This is a genomic window from Streptomyces sp. NPDC002619, from assembly GCF_042889305.1.
In the GTDB taxonomy this organism is placed as follows: Bacteria; Actinomycetota; Actinomycetes; order Streptomycetales; family Streptomycetaceae; genus Streptomyces.
Genome location: NZ_JBIAQV010000015.1, coordinates 95779 through 112003 on the forward strand (window position 1 = coordinate 95779; position 16225 = coordinate 112003).

16 protein-coding genes and 1 pseudogene are annotated in these 16225 nt (G+C 69.6%); 6 read left to right on the plus strand and 11 right to left on the minus strand.

From position 1 onward, the window contains the following. Nucleotides 1-292: 292 nt before the first annotated feature. Together ACFYXB_RS23660 and ACFYXB_RS23665 are read right to left on the minus strand one after the other, a co-directional pair. Nucleotides 293-2011 carry a DEAD/DEAH box helicase gene (locus tag ACFYXB_RS23660; RefSeq protein ID WP_389585518.1) on the minus strand — a complete coding sequence of 573 codons (1719 nt, stop codon included), beginning with the start codon at nucleotides 2009-2011 and terminating at the stop codon, nucleotides 293-295. A gap of 87 nt (nucleotides 2012-2098) precedes the next feature. Beyond that, nucleotides 2099-2302, minus strand: a complete 204-nt coding sequence (locus ACFYXB_RS23665; RefSeq protein ID WP_023544341.1) for a cold-shock protein — start codon at nucleotides 2300-2302, stop codon at nucleotides 2099-2101. Between the two features lie 204 nt (nucleotides 2303-2506). Here ACFYXB_RS23665 and ACFYXB_RS23670 point away from each other — a divergent pair, with 204 nt between their 5' ends. Together ACFYXB_RS23670 and ACFYXB_RS23675 are read left to right on the plus strand one after the other, a co-directional pair. Next, entirely contained in the window at nucleotides 2507-3046 is a 540-nt protein-coding gene (locus ACFYXB_RS23670; protein WP_389585521.1) for a GNAT family N-acetyltransferase, read from the plus strand. A 71-nt stretch (nucleotides 3047-3117) separates the two neighbouring features. Beyond that, a complete protein-coding gene (locus ACFYXB_RS23675; protein WP_389585524.1) occupies nucleotides 3118-3309 on the plus strand; it encodes a hypothetical protein in 192 nt (63 codons plus the stop codon). Nucleotides 3310-3474: 165 nt separating this feature from the next. Here ACFYXB_RS23675 and ACFYXB_RS23680 read toward each other — a convergent pair whose 3' ends face one another. After that, the gene (locus ACFYXB_RS23680) at nucleotides 3475-4644 is read right to left on the minus strand and encodes an RNA-guided endonuclease InsQ/TnpB family protein (RefSeq protein WP_389585527.1); all 1170 of its coding nucleotides are present in this window, start codon (nucleotides 4642-4644) and stop codon (nucleotides 3475-3477) included. Nucleotides 4645-4655: 11 nt separating this feature from the next. Here ACFYXB_RS23680 and tnpA point away from each other — a divergent pair. Together tnpA and ACFYXB_RS23690 are read left to right on the plus strand one after the other, a co-directional pair. Continuing rightward, a pseudogene (gene tnpA, locus ACFYXB_RS23685) lies at nucleotides 4656-5112 on the plus strand (IS200/IS605 family transposase). Nucleotides 5113-5353: 241 nt separating this feature from the next. Further along, entirely contained in the window at nucleotides 5354-5479 is a 126-nt protein-coding gene (locus tag ACFYXB_RS23690) for a hypothetical protein (protein WP_389585530.1), read from the plus strand. 369 nt (nucleotides 5480-5848) lie between these two features. Here ACFYXB_RS23690 and ACFYXB_RS23695 read toward each other — a convergent pair whose 3' ends face one another. After that, the gene (locus tag ACFYXB_RS23695) at nucleotides 5849-7132 is read right to left on the minus strand and encodes an FAD-dependent oxidoreductase (protein ID WP_389585532.1); all 1284 of its coding nucleotides are present in this window, start codon (nucleotides 7130-7132) and stop codon (nucleotides 5849-5851) included. A gap of 64 nt (nucleotides 7133-7196) precedes the next feature. Next, nucleotides 7197-7625 carry a DoxX family protein gene (locus tag ACFYXB_RS23700; RefSeq protein ID WP_389585710.1) on the minus strand — a complete coding sequence of 143 codons (429 nt, stop codon included), beginning with the start codon at nucleotides 7623-7625 and terminating at the stop codon, nucleotides 7197-7199. Nucleotides 7626-8189: 564 nt separating this feature from the next. On the opposite strand from ACFYXB_RS23700, the gene ACFYXB_RS23705 reads away from it, so the two are divergent. After that, a complete protein-coding gene (locus tag ACFYXB_RS23705; protein ID WP_389585535.1) occupies nucleotides 8190-8360 on the plus strand; it encodes a hypothetical protein in 171 nt (56 codons plus the stop codon). A gap of 60 nt (nucleotides 8361-8420) precedes the next feature. On the opposite strand, the gene ACFYXB_RS23710 is transcribed toward ACFYXB_RS23705, so the two are convergent. Next, nucleotides 8421-9386, minus strand: a complete 966-nt coding sequence (locus ACFYXB_RS23710; protein ID WP_389585537.1) for an NAD(P)H-dependent flavin oxidoreductase — start codon at nucleotides 9384-9386, stop codon at nucleotides 8421-8423. 166 nt (nucleotides 9387-9552) lie between these two features. Here ACFYXB_RS23710 and ACFYXB_RS23715 point away from each other — a divergent pair, with 166 nt between their 5' ends. Continuing rightward, on the plus strand, nucleotides 9553-10674 hold the full coding sequence (locus ACFYXB_RS23715; protein ID WP_389585539.1) for a diaminopropionate ammonia-lyase: 1122 nt from the start codon (nucleotides 9553-9555) through the stop codon (nucleotides 10672-10674). Nucleotides 10675-10708: 34 nt separating this feature from the next. Here ACFYXB_RS23715 and ACFYXB_RS23720 read toward each other — a convergent pair whose 3' ends face one another. From ACFYXB_RS23720 to ACFYXB_RS23740, 5 genes are read right to left on the minus strand one after another with little or no spacing between them, the layout of a single operon-like run. Next, on the minus strand, nucleotides 10709-11908 hold the full coding sequence (locus ACFYXB_RS23720) for an MFS transporter (protein ID WP_389585542.1): 1200 nt from the start codon (nucleotides 11906-11908) through the stop codon (nucleotides 10709-10711). Between the two features lie 25 nt (nucleotides 11909-11933). Next, nucleotides 11934-12464 carry a GNAT family N-acetyltransferase gene (locus ACFYXB_RS23725; protein WP_351357205.1) on the minus strand — a complete coding sequence of 177 codons (531 nt, stop codon included), beginning with the start codon at nucleotides 12462-12464 and terminating at the stop codon, nucleotides 11934-11936. 1 nt (nucleotide 12465) lies between these two features. Beyond that, the gene (locus tag ACFYXB_RS23730) at nucleotides 12466-13677 is read right to left on the minus strand and encodes a type III PLP-dependent enzyme (protein ID WP_389585545.1); all 1212 of its coding nucleotides are present in this window, start codon (nucleotides 13675-13677) and stop codon (nucleotides 12466-12468) included. Then, complete coding sequence (locus ACFYXB_RS23735; protein ID WP_389585547.1) at nucleotides 13674-15014, minus strand: DUF6271 family protein; 1341 nt, start codon at nucleotides 15012-15014, stop codon at nucleotides 13674-13676. Before ACFYXB_RS23735 ends, ACFYXB_RS23730 begins: the two co-directional genes overlap by 4 nt. Beyond that, nucleotides 15011-16033, minus strand: a complete 1023-nt coding sequence (locus tag ACFYXB_RS23740; protein WP_389585549.1) for a phytanoyl-CoA dioxygenase family protein — start codon at nucleotides 16031-16033, stop codon at nucleotides 15011-15013. The genes ACFYXB_RS23735 and ACFYXB_RS23740 overlap by 4 nt, the downstream gene beginning before the upstream one ends. Nucleotides 16034-16225 lie beyond the last annotated feature (192 nt).

Genomic DNA, 16225 nt, shown 5'->3' on the forward strand with positions numbered 1-16225 from the left:
CCTGGTGATCCGCCCTTCCTGCGGCCTGTGTGGCGTGCGTGCGCTCTGTGCACGCACCCCACACACGTCTGGCGCCGCCGGCTCCGCGTGAGCGTGGGCCGAGGCCACGCCAGGTCCAGGGCCTGTTGCGAAAGTCCCGCCTGCCCCGCGACGCCATGCACGCACTCTCGCCGCACCGGGCACAGACCCAAGTACGTCCAGTACGAGGGCCTGCACCCGGCACGCCGAGAGCACGCACCTGACGCCGCCGGGCCCGCCCTCCGGGCGGACGACGGGACTTTCGCAACAGGCCCTAGGAGCGGCCGGTGCCTCGGCGATCGGTGCCGCGACCGCCCGCGCCGGCAGCGCCGCCCGTGGCCCTGCCGGCCGCCGCTCGTCGGCCGGATCCGCGGACGGCATTGTCCGTCCCGGCGCCGTTCGCCCCACGGGCCGTGCTCCGGCGGTCGGCGCTGCGGCCTCCTGCCGCGGCGGCGCCACCCGTGGCTCCCTCTACTCCCGCCCGGCGCGTGGAACCGCGTCGGCCGGTCGCGGACGTACCGCCACCAGCCGCCGCCGCGCCCGCGCCGCGGCGCTCCGCGTTCCGGCCGCCCGTCCCGTTCGCGGCACCTGTCGCCGCCCCTGCCCTGTCGCCGTTACGTCGGCGGGCGGGCCGCTTGCCGGGCTCAGAGCCGGGCTTCCTGCCCCCGCGGGACGCCGCCGGGGCCGGCGGCACGGGGACCTCGATGATGACGGGCACGCCGGATGGCTCACGGGCACCGGTGATGGTGGCCAGTTCCACGTCGCTCGACGTGATGCGGGCCGTCCGGGGGCGGATGCCCGCGTCCGACATGAGCCGGGTGATGTCTCGCTTCTGTTCGGGCAGGACCAGCGTGACCACGCTGCCGGAGCCGCCGGCGCGGGCCGTACGGCCGCCGCGGTGGAGGTAGTCCTTGTGGTCGGCGGGCGGATCGACGTTGACGACCAGGTCGAGGTCGTCGATGTGTATGCCCCGGGCCGCGACGTTCGTCGCCACCAGCGCGGTGACCTGGCCGTTCTTGAACTGTTCCAGGGTGCGGTTGCGCTGCGGCTGGGAGCGGCCTCCGTGCAGTGCCGCCGCGCGGACGCCGACGGCCAGGAGCCGCTTGGTGAGCCGGTCCGCGGACCGCTTGGTGTCGAGGAAGAGGATGACCCGACCGTCACGGGCCGCGATACGCGTGGTGACGGCCTTCTTGTCGGTCTCGTCCTGGACGTGGAGCACATGGTGCTCCATGGTGGTCACCGCTCCCGCGGACGGGTCCACGGAGTGCACCACGGGGTCGGTCAGGAACCGCTGCACCAGGCGGTCGATGTTGTGGTCCAGGGTGGCCGAGAAGAGCATGCGCTGTCCGTCGGGCCGTACCTGCTGGATCAGCTTGGTGATCTGCGGCAGGAAGCCCATGTCGGTCATCTGGTCGGCTTCGTCCAGCACCGTGATGCGTACGCTGCCGAGCACGCAGTCACCGCGCTCCACGAGGTCGTTGAGCCTGCCGGGACTCGCCACGACCACCTCGGCGCCACGCCGGAGCGCATTGGCCTGCTTGGTGATGGACAGGCCGCCGACCACCGTGGCCAGCCGCAGGTTCACCGCCGTCGCGTAGGGGGTCAGCGCGTCGGTCACCTGCTGGGCGAGTTCACGGGTGGGCACCAGCACGAGGGCGAGCGGTGCCTTGGGCTCCGCGCGCAGTCCGGCCGTACGGGCCAGGAGCGCGAGCCCGAACGCGAGCGTCTTTCCGGAGCCGGTGCGTCCCCGGCCCAGCAAGTCACGTCCGGCCAGCGAATTGGGCAGCGTGGCGGCCTGGATCGGAAAGGGGGTGGTGACGCCTTGCGCGGTGAGGGTCTTCAGCAGCCCCGCGGGCATGTCCATACCGGCGAAGTCCTCGACGGCGGGAAGGGCGGGTGTCGTGTTTTCCGGCAGCCGGAATTCCCTTGGCGACGACGGGGAGGGTGTGGGTGACGAGGCGCGCCGGTACGGCTTCTGGGACCTGCGGGACATGCAGTTATCTGCCTTCCTGGAAACAGCACAAACCGGGGTCCGCACCATGACGGTGCGGACCCCGGTGAGTGGATACGCGTCCGGCGATCAGGCGGGGACGATGTTCTCCGCCTGCGGGCCCTTCTGGCCCTGCGTGACGTCGAAGGAGACCCGCTGGCCCTCCTGCAGCTCACGGAAGCCCTGGGTCGCGATGTTCGAGTAGTGAGCGAAGACGTCGGGGCCGCCGCCGTCCTGCTGGATGAAGCCGAAACCCTTTTCGGCGTTGAACCACTTGACGGTTCCCTGTGCCATGTCCTGCTCCTTCTGGTCCGGCAGAGGCCCCATCCGGAGATGCCGGTAAAACAAATAATGCGCCTGAAGGAGAAACATTCCCGTCAGGCGCACATAGGTTCATGGGTACCACAACTGCAACACAGAAACCGTAGCACAGCTCGGCGGCCCGTGGTGGATCATCGAGTCCGGTCTCCGCCGGGACCGGACTGAGATAATCCGGCCATGGGTGCTGGGGTGGTGGGGATCGGGGCGCGACCGGATGGGGTGGTGCCTGCAAGGGCCGCGCCGGGGCATGCCGCGGGCTGGGCTTTGCGTTCCGCGGGGACGGCGGACATCGAGGTGATCGCGGAGTTGCGGGCCACGGTGATGCGTGCGGACCTGGAACGCCTCGGGCGCTACGACGAGCACCGGGTGCGGCAGCGGCTGCGGGACAGCTTCTCCCCGCAGCACACGTCGATCATCGTGATCGACCGCGAACTCGTCGGCTGCGTCACCGTCCGGCCCGCCGAGGACAGGCAGTGGCTGGAGCACTTCTACCTTGCCCCGCACCGCCAGGGCCAAGGGCTGGGATCCGCTGTCCTGCGTACGGTGCTGGAGGGGACCGACGCACAGGGCATGACCGTGGGCCTGAACGTCCTTCAGGGCAGTGCCGCCCGCCGGCTCTACGAGCGCCACGGATTCGTCATAGAAACCGAGGACCCCGTCGACGTCTTCATGGTGCGCCCGCCGGCGGCGAGGGCGAGCAGTCCCTCAAAGGCTTGAACTACGGGGTGCCCGAGCGCGTCTAGGCGCTCGACAGGCCTGGCAGGCGACCGCGTCATGGCATCGAGACCATGGCACGGCAGAGCGTGCGGACTCCTGAAGAGCACCTGCGCCAGGCCGATCGCATTCTGGGCAGGATCATCGACGCGGTCGTGCGCGAAGGCGGCGACATAGCGACGTTGGAGCCGGACCCCACGCGCCCACCCGATCCGGACATCCCGAGTGACCATTACGCCATGCTCGTGCGCGCGATCGTTGTGTGATGATATCCACCACTTCTCTCACTCGCCCTGCGGTCAGAAAGCGGCTGCGGGCGTGCTGTCGGCATCGGCAGTCATGGCGAGTGTCAACTTGACCCGGCCCTAAGGGACCGGGCTTGGAGGTAGCGCCCAACTGGCTGCTGGGTGGGCTCCTCCGTCCAGACACCCTTATGGGGTGGCAGGGACGCGTGACTCACGCCCCGCGGTCCACACAGCCTCGCCCTTGCGGGCGATGTTGTGGGAAGCGTTCCGGTCTGCGTGGGCAACGACCCCGCAGTTCCGGCAGGTGAAGCGGGCCTGGCTTGGCCGGTTCTTCTTGTCGATGTGGCCGCACTCGCAGCACTGCTGCGAGGTGTAGGCGGGATCAACGAAGACCACGGGCACGCCGGCCCTGCGGGCCTTGTAGACGATGAAGTCTGCGAGCTGGGCGAAGGCCCAGGAGTGCAGTGCGACCCGTTGGGGCTTGCGGAGCCGTACCCTCTGCCGGATTCCCTTGAGTTCTTCCAGGGAGAGTCCGGCCGAGGTGCGTTCAGCCTCGGTCACGATCGTCTTGGCGATGATGTGGTTGGTGTTGGCGGCGTGCCGCTGTTCGCGCCGGTTGCGCTTCTTCAACAGCCGCTTGGCGGACTTGGTGCCCTTGGCCTGCAGCTTGCGGCGCAGGTCGAGTTGCCGCTTGCGGTGCCGGTTCAGGCCACGCCCGGCGGCCTGGTAGCCGGTGGACGTGGTGGCGATGTTGACGATTCCAAGGTCTACGCCGTTGAAGTGGTCGGGCTCGTACTGCTCGGCCTCGGGAACGTCGCAGGTCGCGATCAGGTAGAACACGCCGTCACGCTCGATCAGATCAGACTCGCCCTGCCGGTGCTCCCGGAGCATCTTGAGGGCATCCGGGGAACAGGCGAAGCGGACGTTCTTGACACGCCCGGCGGTCGTCCAGATCGAAACGGTCTGCGCGTCGTACTGCCAGCTCAAACACCGCTCGTCATACGGTTGCGCGGCCTCGCGCCGGAAGGTGATGGGCTTCGTCTCGGCCTTGACGCGACGCTTCGATCCAGGCTTGCCGAGGTTCCCGGCGCGGATGTTGGCCTTGAGTGTGGTGTAGGCGTCGCGTGTCTTCTTGATGATGTGCTGGGCGGCCTGCGCTCCCAGCCCCCGCGCCCGAAGTTCGGCGTAGGTGTGCCTGCGCAGCTCGTATTCACGCGGAACACCGCGTTCGAACGCGACTGCCGACACCCAGTTCGCGGCCTCGTTGGCCGTGTGCAGGGTCGCGAGAAGCGCGGTGGCCTGGTCGGCCTCCGGTATCAGCTTCACTTGCACGACGATCTTCACGACCGTGATCATATCATTGCTCTATGTCACCACGCTGGGAGTCAAACCCCCATATCCGCAGGGGCCGTACGGTCGTCTACACCCTCCACGCACACTTGGTCTTCACACCCAAGTACCGGCGCGGGCCGTTCACGGACGAGATCCTTCGACGCTGCGAGGAAGTCATGCGCGCCGTCTGCGCCGACTTCGAAACGGAGCTGGTCGAGTTCAACGGCGAGACCGACCACGTGCATCTCCTGGTGCACTACCCGCCGAAGGTCTCCCTGTCCCGGCTGGTCGGCTCCCTCAAAGGTGTCTCCGCCCGCAGGCTCCGGCTGGGGTACCTCCCGGTCGAAGACTGGGGGAGAGTTTCCCGGGCACATCCGCACGTACCTGTGGGGCCATCACTTCTGGTCCCCGTCCTACTTCGCTGCCTCCTGCGGCGGCGCCCCGCTGTCGATCATCAAGGAGTACATCGAGAACCAGAAGCGTCCCGGCTGAGGTCAACAGTGCGGACCCGTGGAAACCTGCGGGTCAGAGCAATCCAGAGAAGCGCTTCCTCCCGGGCGTGAACGACTCCGTTGGCAAAAGGACAGGGCGGGCATCCCGGCTCGCACTCTGGCTGGGAGTGGATCACTTGACCTGCGGGTCCGTGAGCCAAAGTGACCACCACGGCTGGCGGTTCGTCCCTTTCCCAACGGAGTCGTGAACGCCCGGGGTTCCGCGCTAGATCAAGCTGAACTTGGCCTCGTCCGCGCTGCCGGGCGTCGCCGAAGGCACCGACGCGATCGTCCGCCTGGCGACCGAGAAGCCCGGCGCCGGCTCGGGCCGCTTCATCGACCGCAGCGGCGCGATCAACTGGTCCTGAATCCGACAAGCCGGCGACACGGCCGACGCTCAGGCCGACGGAGCCGCGTCACGTCGTACGACGATCATGGCCAAGTCGTCGTTCCGCCGGCCGCCCACGTACTCCCGTACATCCGCGGCGATCTTTCGGACCAGGGACCAGGGACCAGGGACCCGGGCGCCAGGTCCGCGCAGGCAAGGGCGCGTTCGGCAAGCGGATAGCAACAGCGGCGGCGGTACCGTCCGGCGCAATGCCCGCACGTTCTCCGACACAGCTGTCGTCATGGTCGCAGCGCTCATGTCACGCTCCGATGCTCGATGTCGTTCACAAGAGCAACACGGGGCCCAGTATCCGCCATTCCTTTCCGGCTGCCGCGGACTCGTGCAGGCCCTACTGGCCATGCTCGGCAGCGTCGGCCTTGCGCAGTCCCGCGGGCGGGTTCTGGCGGACGGCCGCGGCCGGGGGACGCTCTCGGAGCGCGCCGTATCCGATGAAGTACGCGGGCAGACGGCGTATCCACCGCGCCCCGGCCGGGAGAGTCGCCAGGCGTCGGGCCCTGTCCACGTTCCCCAGGGGCGGTCGCCCCTGCAGGACGGGAGCGATGAAGCCGGCGTGGGCCATCCGCTGCAGGGTCTGCGTGACGACCGTGGTGGGTCGGCGGCGGCGCTGCACACCACGCACGTCACGCAGCCCAACGCTCCCCCGGCTCAGCGGCCCGGTCAGATAGCGGGCGGTGGCCACGGCGTCCTCGACAGCGAGGTTGATGCCGATGCCGAAGACGGGCGACATCGCGTGCGCAGCGTCGCCGATGCAGAGCAGGCCGGGTCGGTGCCAGCGCCGCAGCCGATCGAGACGTACGTCGAGGAGCTTGACCTCGTCCCAGGAACGCAGGTGCTGCGTGCGGTCCGCGATCCAGGGGACGGCGGCGGCGTACTGGGCCCGGAAGCGGTCGAGACCGGCGGCGCGGCGCTCGGTGTCGGTGCCCTTGGGGATCAGCGCCGCACACTGCCAGTAGTCCCCGCGGTCGATCATCGCGGTCAGGAAACGGTCTCCGGCGCCACCCACGAGACCTCGCGGGTCCCCGTCACGCCGGGGCAGGCGGAACCACCAGGCGTCCATCGGGCAGCTGAAACGCCGCAGGCCCAGTTCGGGCCGAGTGCGCGCCAGTGATCCTCGGCCGTCGCAGGCGACCGTGAGGAGGGCGTGCAACTCGCCGACCCGGCCGTCGGCGGTTCGGTAGCGCACGCCCGTCACCCGTCCTCCTTCGACGAGGAAGGAAGTGGCTTCGGTGCTCATCCGGAGCTCGAAGGACGGCTCTCGCCGTGCTTCGTCCGCCAGGAAGTCCAGCAGGTCCCACTGGGGCACCATCGCCACATAGTTGTACGGCCCGTGGAGCACGCCGAGATCGGCGACCGTGACCGGTGATCGGTCGGCCCCGACCGGGAGCTGAACGGTACGCACCCGTCGTTGCGGGAGTCGGGCGAAACCCTCCGCCAGGCCCAGGTCGTCCAGCAGTACCAGCGTCGAGGGATGCACCGTGTCGCCGCGAAAATCACGCAGGAAGTCACCGTGCTTCTCCAGCACGGTGACGGCGACCCCGGCCCGCGCCAGCAACAGAGCCAGCACCATCCCCGCCGGCCCACCCCCCACCACGCAACACGTCGTCCGCTCCATCACGGCTCCACCTCTGAGTAGAGCAATAATTCATCGCCTGATGAATATCCTACACCCTGAGAGGTCACAGGCCCAGTGTGAGCGCGGCGGCGCCCCCGCCCAGGCCGAGGGCAGTCGCCGCCTCTCTCCAGCCACCCTGGCCCCAGCGGAAGTACCGGTCGACGGCGAGCCTTCCCGGGCCGATGGCCGCAACGGCCAGGGCAACGACGGTGATGCACACGCTGTACTCCACCCCGCCGTCCCCATTCCACAGACCATGCGCGCCGGTGACGGTCGCCATGGCATTGATCATCACGCCGATCAGGGCGGCGGCCGCGAGTGGAGTGAGCAGCCCGGCGGCCAGACCGAGACCGCCGAGGAACTCGGACAGGCCGCCGATCACCGCGAAGAACTTTCCCGGGCGGTAACCGAGAGCGGCGAACCCCTTGCCGGTCGCCGTGAGGCCGGGGCCGCCGAACGATCCGAACAGTTTCTGAGCGCCGTGCGCGGCCATGAGCAGGCCGAACGTCAGTCTGATGAGCAACAGGCCCCAGTCGGCAGCGGACGCCAGCGGCGCTGCCGAGTCGCCCGCCGGCGATCCAACAGTGGTCAAATAACGGGACAAAATATGTTTGGCATGCATGTCGATACTCCGGAACAAAGGCCGGGACAGGCAATACCCCCAGCTCGGACAGACGCCGAGACACCGGCCGACGGCAATCCCCGCACAGTCCGCAGGGCAGACACCACCTCTGCCGATCCTTCCGCAGCAGCCACGGCCCTGCATCTGCGCGCCGAGACGGGGCGCCCGTTCACCCGACTGGCCCAGCCCGGGTGATTGCTCCGCACGGGGTGCCGTACCCGGGCACAGCGCTCCGCCAAGGCCGATGACGTCGTCGACGTGTGTCAGGGAGGCGCTCGTGCCGTCGATGTGCGCTTTCGGACCTCGGGCATCCGGGTGACGATGACTGCACGGAGGCGGCGGTCGGACGCTCGCCGACCTCTTTGCCCTGCGTGCCTGGTTCCGCCGTATCGCGTGGTGACCGCGCGATACGGCAAGCCGTACAGGGAGGCGACCATGGTTCTGGCCCTGGTTGTTCCGGTACTGATGCTCGCGTTGTTGATCGCGATGGACCTGTTCGAGGAACACCTCTTCGGCACGAAACCCTCGCCACCGCCGCCCCTGTCCGACGGAGGCGAGGACACACCCCCGGCCATCCCGGAGCAGCCACCGCGGCGCCCTGAGTGAGGACGTCCCGGCCCGGGTCGCGCAGCAGTTCTTCGTGATCGCCGCTTACGGCAATCGCCGTCAGCGCCGCCCCGCGCGGGCCAGCGCATCCTCGGCCTGGGCGGCCAGGGTGGCGACCAGATCGGCCGCGGAGGGCAGGTCGTCGATGAGGTCGACGGCCTCGCCGGCCCACTCCGGCAGTGCGGGGATCGTGCCTTGTGCCATGGCGTCCCAGTACTCCCGCTGGGCATCAGGGGCAGCCGCGAGTTCGTCCTCCCGGCCCCGCCAGCGATCGAGGAACGGGTGGGCGAGGGTGCGAGCGGTGTACCGCGCCGGCCACCGCGAGCCGCGCGCGATGTCCAGCACCCTGTTTCGCTCGGTGTCCTCACTCTGTGCCTCGACGATCGCCTTGGCGGTCGCGGGGTCGACCAAGGCCTCGGTCGTGGCCTGGAAACGGGTGCCGAGCAACGCGCCGGCGGCCCCCAGCGCCAGGGCGGCCGCCACGCCGCGCCCGTCGGCGATCCCGCCGGCCGCCAGGACCGGCACGGGCGCGGCCAGGTCCACCACGACGGGTACGAACGGCAGCGTGGACCGCCCGTGCCGGGCGCCATGGCCGCCAGCTTCGGTGCCCTGCGCCACGATCACATCGGCGCCCAGATCCACTGCCCTGCGGGCCTCCTCCAGGTCGGTGACCTGAATGATCAGCGCCGTGCCCGCGCTGCGGATGCGCTCCACGTACGGACCGGGGTCGCCGAACGACAGCATCACCGCCGTGGGTCTGTGCTCCAGCGCCCGCGCCACCGCGTCGACGTCGATCTGCCACGTCAGAAAGCCGATGCCCCAGGGCTTCCCCGCGCCCTCGGCGGCCACGAGGGGCAGTTCGCGGGCCAGCCAGTCCTGATCCCCGTTCCCGCTGCCCAGCAGTCCGAGCCCGCCGCCGCGCGAGACCGCCGCCGTCAGGGCGCCACCGGCCGACCCGCCCATCGGGGCCAGGGCAATCGGATGCTCGACATCGAACAGTTCTGTGAACGCCGTCGACAAACCCATGACCACAATCCTCACCCACCCGTCATGCCGGTCGCAGCGAAAGGATCGACTTCCTCTGTACCGGGTTCCGCCGTCGCGCAGTTGACGCGGTTCGGTGTCCCCGCGGCGCGGTGAGGTCGAAAGCATTCGCTGGACCGATCACAGGAGGGAGCCGCATGCTGGCCATGTGTCCCAGAACCCTCCCGCTCTCCCTCTGCTGCCGTGGTTCGGTCAGCCCAGTGCCCGTGCCTGGCGGTGTGAACCCGCACCCGCCGAGGTGTGGGCCTTCCACTCCTCGCTGCCCGGCTACGTCCCCACTCCGCTCACCGAACTCCCGCCGCTCGCCGCGGAGTTGAGGGTCGGCCGAGTCTTCGTCAAGGACGAGTCGTGCCGTCTGGGGCTGCCCGCGTTCAAGGCGCTGGGCGCGTCCTGGGCGGTCCACCGCGTCCTTGCGGAGCGGGCAACGAGCAACGACGAGCCGGGCCCGGTCACCCTGGTGACCGCCACCGACGGCAACCACGGCCGCGCCGTCGCCCGCACGGCACGCCTGCTCGGACAGCACGCCCACGTGTTCGTTCCCCAAGGTGTACATCCGCAGGCCGTGGCCGCGATCGTCGCCGAGCAGGCGAAGGTCACCGAGGTCTGCGGGCCGTACGACGAAGCCGTACGCCAGGCCGCCGAGGCGGCCGCCGCACCCGACGGGGTCCTGGTCCAGGACACGGCCTGGGCGGGCTATGAGCAGATCCCGGGGTGGATCGTCGAGGGCTACTCCACCCTCTGCGCCGAGATCGACCGGCAGTTGGCAAACGAAGGGGTCGTCGGGGGACCCGACCTCGTATCCATACCGGTGGGTGTGGGCTCACTGGCCCAGGCCGTCCTCACGCACTACCGCAGCCGCCCGTCCGGGTGGGCTCCGGCGCTGTTGGCGGTGGAGCCGGAAGCCGCGGCCTGCGTGCTCCAGAGCCTCACCCTGGGCGAACCCGTCAGCGTCACCACCGGCCACACCACCATGGCCGGGCTGAACTGCGGCACCCCGTCCAGCATCGCCTGGCCCCATCTGCGCGGCGGGCTGGACGCCGCGGTCGCCGTCCCCGACTCGGACAGCGCCCGCGCGGCCGCCCGCCTCGCCGCTCTGGGTGTCTCCTCGGGTCCGTGCGGGGCCGCGACACTCGCCGGCCTTCGCGCGGTGCTCACCGGCGGGAGCACCGAGGAACGCCGTACGGCGCTGGGGCTCGGCCCGTCCTCGGTGGTCGTGCTGCTGAGCACCGAGGGCACGGCCGCCAACCCGCTGCCGGGCGTCGATCACTGAGCACACGACGGGCTCCTGCCGCGCCCCGCGCCCGTCACTCCGCCGTAGCGGGGACCAGTGACCCCCAGCGGATCCGGGTGGCCGCCAGGCATACGATCAGCGCCGACACCGCCACCGCCGCCATGCCCGGTACCAGTCCCGCTGCGCCCGCGATGAAGCCGATCACCGCCGGGCCGACGAGCAGTCCGGTGGTTCCCATCGCGGCGACCAGGGCCAGGGCGTCGGAGCCCTTGGCGGCAGCGGCCACGTACACGCAGGGCGTGATCGCGGCCGCGCCGAGGCCCACGCAGGCGAAGCCGACCAGCGCGGGCACCACCCCACCGGCCAGGAGTGCGAGCGCCAGACCGATGCCCGCCACCGCGCTGCCCACCCGCACGACGTGCCCGTCGCCCCAGCGGCTGCGCCAGCGATCGGCGAAGATCCGGGCCAGCAGCATCATGACCGAGACGACGGCGATGCCCATCGGCGCGACCGATGCCGATGCCTTGGCGACATCCTTCATGTAGAGCGCCGACCAGTCGTTCATCGCCCCTTCGGTCACCGTGCCGAACGCCATGGCGCACCCCATCCACAGCGTCATGCGCGAGGGGATCGTCAGTGCCGTACGACGGTTCTTCGTCTCCTCTGCCTCCTTCCGGTCCTCCTCTCCCTGCGCGTGGCCGACCTCCGTGAGCAGTCCTGGCCGGGCGTACGCCAGCAGCAGCATCAGCAGGACGACCGCCGCGGCGAAGTGCGCCGTGACGGCCGACGTCACGAGGTTCACTCCGGACGCGAGCAACGCGGCGCCGAGCAGGCCGGCGCTGAACGTCGCGTGCAGTTGGGACATGGCCGTGCGTTGGAATTTCGTCTCGAGCGCGGCGCCCTGTGCGTTCATGGCCACGTTCAGCGCGCCCACGGCGACGCCGTCGCAGCAGATGATCAGTAGGGTGACGACGTAGTTCGGCGTCACCGACAAGGCCGCCAGCAGGGCTGCGAGGCACAGGGCCGAGATCAGGGCGAGTTGACGGGAGCCCAGTCGTCGCATGAGGTACGCGACGAGCGGGAAGGAGGCCGCCGCCCCGGCGCCGCAGGCCATCAGCAGCAGGCCCAGTTCTTCCTCGGACAGGTCGAGCCGGGTCTTCAGCGTCGGGAGACGGGAGGCCCAGGTGGCGTACTGAAAGCCGAGAAAGCAGAAGAGAGCCGCGATGGCCCACTTCGCGCGTTGCGACTCGTCGCGGACGCGGTTCACGTTCATCAACCCGCTTCTCCCTCTTGGTTCATCAACCCGCTTCTTCCACTTGGTGGGGCCGGCTCGCATGCACCTTTGTCGACATGTAAACGGCGTTCGGGCCGTAGCCGGGCGGGACCTGGACCTCGTGATGCGTGCGGTAGCCGTGCGCTCGCCAGAAGCCCTCCTTGTCGCCGACCGCGATCAGTGAGATGTGTTCGTACGTCCTCGCCGCCGCGGCGGTCATGAGGTGGCGCAGGAGCCGACGCCCCAGTCCCCTGCCGCGCAACCGCTCGGTCACGACGAGGTCGTGAAGGTGGAGATTGCGCGAGTGGAAGGTCAGCTCCTCCGGCCGGGTCAGATCGGGGTAGCGGAACATCGGGTAGGGCAGGGCGAGTACGTAGCCCACGATCCGGTCGTCGAGGTCGAGCACGAAGCAGGTACCCGGCGAGGCCCGCCCCCTGGACTCCAGCGCGGCCCGGCCCTCCGAGAGCGAACTGTCCGCGTACGCCTCGGCCTCCAGAGCCGCGACGTCCGGCCAGTCGGAGTCGGCGATGGCCCGTATGCGCAGCAGGTGCCCCATGTCAGTCCGTCCCCTTCACCGTCTCGGCCGGACCGCCGCGCCCGTCGCGCGTGCAGGTGTACGGCAGTGGGCTGAAGCCGTTGAACCCTCGCGTCGTATAGCTGGTGGCGTAGGCGCCGGCGGACAGGATCCAGACCGGGTCGCCCGAGACGACTCCGGCGGGCACGCGCGTGCCGGGCCCGGGAGTGGCGTAGGCGTCGTCGCTGTCGCACGTGGGACCCGCGACCACAGCCGTCACGCGCGGCGTGTCGAAGTGGCCCGGGAAGACCAGCCGGTATTGCAACTGGTCCGTTTCATAAAGCCCGTTGAACTTGCCGCAGCTGAGGTACAGCCAGTGCGTCACTTCCCCGTCGGGCTGTTCGCGGGCCGTCAGCCGGTAGACGTGCGCCCGGATCGCTCCATGGTCGGCCACCAGATGGCGGCCGGGCTCCATGACGAAGTCGAGTGCCGCACCGTTGGCGTTCCTCAACTGGTCCATGCCGTCGCGGATGACGGCGAAGATCTTGTCCAGCGGTGGTTCGAGTCGGCGGCCGTGCCGGTCGAGGTAGCCGAGCGCGGGAAGGCCTCCGCCGAGATTGACGTGGTCCGGCACGATGCCGCCGTGATGCAGCGCGGTGATCGTGTCGCAGAGAGAGTCGAACGTCTGCCGCCAGGCGTCGGCGGTCATCTGCTGCGAGCCGACGTGCACCGACAGTCCTGCCGGGGTCAGTCCGGCGGCCCGTGCCTCGGCCAGCACCCGCACGGCGTCATCCTGCGAGCAACCGAACTTCCGGCTGAGGCCCCACAGCGCTCCTTCGCCGCTGGTGGCGAGCCGGCAGAACACCCGGGATCCAGGGGCGTGCGCGGCGATCGCCTCGACGTCCTGCACGCTGTCGGTGGCGAAGGTCCGTACGCCGAGCCGGTGGGCCTCGGCGATGTTCGCGTCGGACTTGACGGTGTTTCCGTAGTGGATACGGTCCGCGGGCACGCCCGTCGCCAGGGCCTGGGCGATCTCGGCGGGGCTCGCCGCGTCGAAGCCGGCGCCGCGGTCGGCGAGGCACGTCAGGACTTCCGGGATGGGGCAGGCCTTCATGGCGAACCGGACCGAGATTCCGGGGAGTTCGGCGAGGAGTTGCTCGTACTGGTCCTCGATCCCGGTGAGGTCGAAGACGATGCGGTCCGAGGACGCGGCGGCCAGGGCGGACGACAGCCGTGCGGAGAGGGCCGCGCTCACCCGCCCGTCCTCCCGAACCCGAGCTCCCTGGCCGCGCGCATCAGCGGTGCCCAGGCGTCGGTGAGCAGGGCGAAGTCCGCGATGTCCCGCTCGGCCTCGTCGAGCAACTGCTCGCGCCGGCCCGCGAGTTGGTCGGCGAACGTCTCGTATCTGCCGCCCAGTTTGCGGTACGCGATGTCGATGCGGTCCAGCCGCCACACGTTCTCGCTGCGGTCCAGGCCGGCGCTCTCGCGCAGGAAGCCCGCGATCGTATCGGCCCGCACGTGCTGCTGGTCGTCGAGCAGTTCGGCGCCCGCCGCCGACATCCTGGCGTAGACGGAGTTGAAGTAGAGCATGGACAGGAGGAACTTCACGAACCGCGTCTGGTAGGAGAGGAACCCGGCGTCGGTGCGCCGTTCCGGGGTGTAGAAGTTCTCGATGTTGCGGTTGTGGAGGACGCCGGGGAGCGTGGCGTCGTGGACCAGGTGGATGAGGAAGTAGTCGCTGCCGATGGTGCTGGTCGCGGGCGGCAGCGGAACGCGCTCGTACACCGCGTGGTCGAAGCTGATGTTGCACATGTCCACCCGCATGGGGTCGACCAGGGTGAGCGTCGAGTGGTCCGCGGTGAACGGAGCGGTACCGGCGCCCTTGAAGGACTCGTCGACCAGATACCGCTTGTCCTCGTCCGACCAACCAACGGGCGCCCACAGGCTCACGACGTCGTGGTAGACGCCCTGGTCCAGGCGGTTGATCTCGGCTATGTCGACGGACAGTTCGCCGATGAAGGAGGAACCGACCAGCGACACGGGCCGGTCGGTGTGGGCCGGGTCGAGCACCGTCTCGGTCACGCCCGCGGACGCTTCGGCGGCGGGCTTGCCCAGCGACGTCAGTTCGTGGTGGACGGGAAAGACCGGGGCTCCGTCGAGGACCTGGTAGGCGCTGTCGGAGTCCCTGCGGTGCATGGATCGGCAGCCGAGCGCGGCGGCGATCAGGAAGGCGCGGTTCGTGCAGGCGCCGTAGGAGACATCGGCCGGCAGGAGCAGACGGAGCACCGTGTCGGGCTCTGCGACACCGGCCCGCCGGACGATGTCTCGCAGGAAGTCCCGCTGGGCCGCCTCGTCGAGGTGGTGCACGGTCACGTTCGCTGCGGCGGGGAGTTCCGCGACCGCGCGGGCGTGTGCGGAGATGGAGGCGTCGTCGGAGGAGTCGAGGATCAGCAGCCGTACCTCGACGTCGAAGTGGCGGGCCGCGTATGCCGCTTCCTCACCGATGGCGGAAATGGTGGCCGGGCAGGACCGGTTCGTGGGGAGGGCGAGGCAGATCCGGGCGGGCCCGGCCCCGTGGTTCACTCGGCTCACGCGCGTCCGCTCCAGGGGTGCAGTCCCAGCAGGTTGCAGCCCAGGCCGTTGAGCGTGGCGGCGCCGTACCTTTCCGATTCGGGCTTCGTGGCGTCGCCGAGCAGCGTCGCGTTCCAGTCAGGGGTGCTGAGCGTGCGCCACGACTCGACGCGGGAGCGCCGGAGTTCCTCGTGCTCCTCCAGCGCGGGCATCATCGAGAGGTACTGGACGGCCCGGACACCGTTGTCGGAGAGGTTGGGCGCCACGCCGTGCGCCAGCAGCCCGTTGAAGATCAGCAGGTCGCCGGCCTGGAGGTCAGGACGTACCACGGGGAACTCGGAGCGGTCGATCGCGGGCCTGATCGGGTCGCGGTCCGCGGGCTGGGTGATCCGCCACTCCTCGAACTGCCGGAACAGTTCGGGCGCGCACTGGAAGCCCCCGAGCTCGGGCTGGGTGTCGTTGAGGGCGATGATGCCCTGCACGCGCTGGGGCAGCACGCCGAGGGTGGTGTCGACGTCCCAGTGGAGCTCGATGTCGAAGCCCGTGTCGGTCGGTTCGATGAGGGAGCGGGAACGGGTGCCCCTGTTGGGCGGGTTGAGGTTGAGCCGGTCGAGCGTGACCCACAGCTCCTCGCAGTCCCAGACGTCCACGAAGGCGTCGTAGACGCGCTGCGACTGCCGGCTGTCCCAGATGAGCTGGTGGTGGTAGGCCTCGACGAAGCCGTAGACGTGCAGATCGCGGTCCAGGTCGGAGCGGAACGTGCGCTCCTGATACCAGGTTTCGGGGCGATCGGGGTCCAACCCCTGGAATTCCCAGGCGAATTCCAGGAGGCTCTTGGCCTCGCCGGGCGTGATGGCATTCCGGACGACGACGTACCCGTACGTCTGCCAGAAGGCGAACTCCTCCTCGGACAGCACACGGAGGGGGCGGGACTTGTCGATGTGTCGCAGTGGTGTCTGCGCGAGGTACGTCTCGCCGTCCGCGCTGAAGTAGGGGCGCTCCGAAGCGGCGCGGTGCAGGTAGGGGGCATGCGTGGGCATGCGATCACTCCAGGGATCGAGTTCTTCGGCGGCCGTGTGGCTGAATCCCCGACGGCCGCGATCATCGAACTGAGGTTCACTCAACCTGGACTAGACCACTTGCCGATGTCAACGCGATCCGCCCGAAGTTGCCGCCAAGTGCCCTCGAAGTGCCGGTAGTTGGAGTCCCATCCCGATTCACGGTCCCGCAAC

Coding starts and splice junctions, on each gene's coding strand:
- ACFYXB_RS23740 (WP_389585549.1), bottom strand. CDS start 16,033: ATGCCCACGCATGCCCCCTACCTGCACCGCGCCGCTTCGGAGCGCCCC.
- ACFYXB_RS23700 (WP_389585710.1), bottom strand. CDS start 7,625: ATGGCCGCGCACGGCGCTCAGAAACTGTTCGGATCGTTCGGCGGCCCC.
- ACFYXB_RS23665 (WP_023544341.1), bottom strand. CDS start 2,302: ATGGCACAGGGAACCGTCAAGTGGTTCAACGCCGAAAAGGGTTTCGGC.
- ACFYXB_RS23695 (WP_389585532.1), bottom strand. CDS start 7,132: ATGGAGCGGACGACGTGTTGCGTGGTGGGGGGTGGGCCGGCGGGGATG.
- ACFYXB_RS23705 (WP_389585535.1), top strand. CDS start 8,190: ATGGTTCTGGCCCTGGTTGTTCCGGTACTGATGCTCGCGTTGTTGATC.
- ACFYXB_RS23680 (WP_389585527.1), bottom strand. CDS start 4,644: ATGATCACGGTCGTGAAGATCGTCGTGCAAGTGAAGCTGATACCGGAG.
- ACFYXB_RS23720 (WP_389585542.1), bottom strand. CDS start 11,908: ATGAACGTGAACCGCGTCCGCGACGAGTCGCAACGCGCGAAGTGGGCC.
- ACFYXB_RS23710 (WP_389585537.1), bottom strand. CDS start 9,386: ATGGGTTTGTCGACGGCGTTCACAGAACTGTTCGATGTCGAGCATCCG.
- ACFYXB_RS23675 (WP_389585524.1), top strand. CDS start 3,118: ATGGCACGGCAGAGCGTGCGGACTCCTGAAGAGCACCTGCGCCAGGCC.
- ACFYXB_RS23725 (WP_351357205.1), bottom strand. CDS start 12,464: ATGGGGCACCTGCTGCGCATACGGGCCATCGCCGACTCCGACTGGCCG.
- ACFYXB_RS23660 (WP_389585518.1), bottom strand. CDS start 2,011: ATGTCCCGCAGGTCCCAGAAGCCGTACCGGCGCGCCTCGTCACCCACA.
- ACFYXB_RS23670 (WP_389585521.1), top strand. CDS start 2,507: ATGGGTGCTGGGGTGGTGGGGATCGGGGCGCGACCGGATGGGGTGGTG.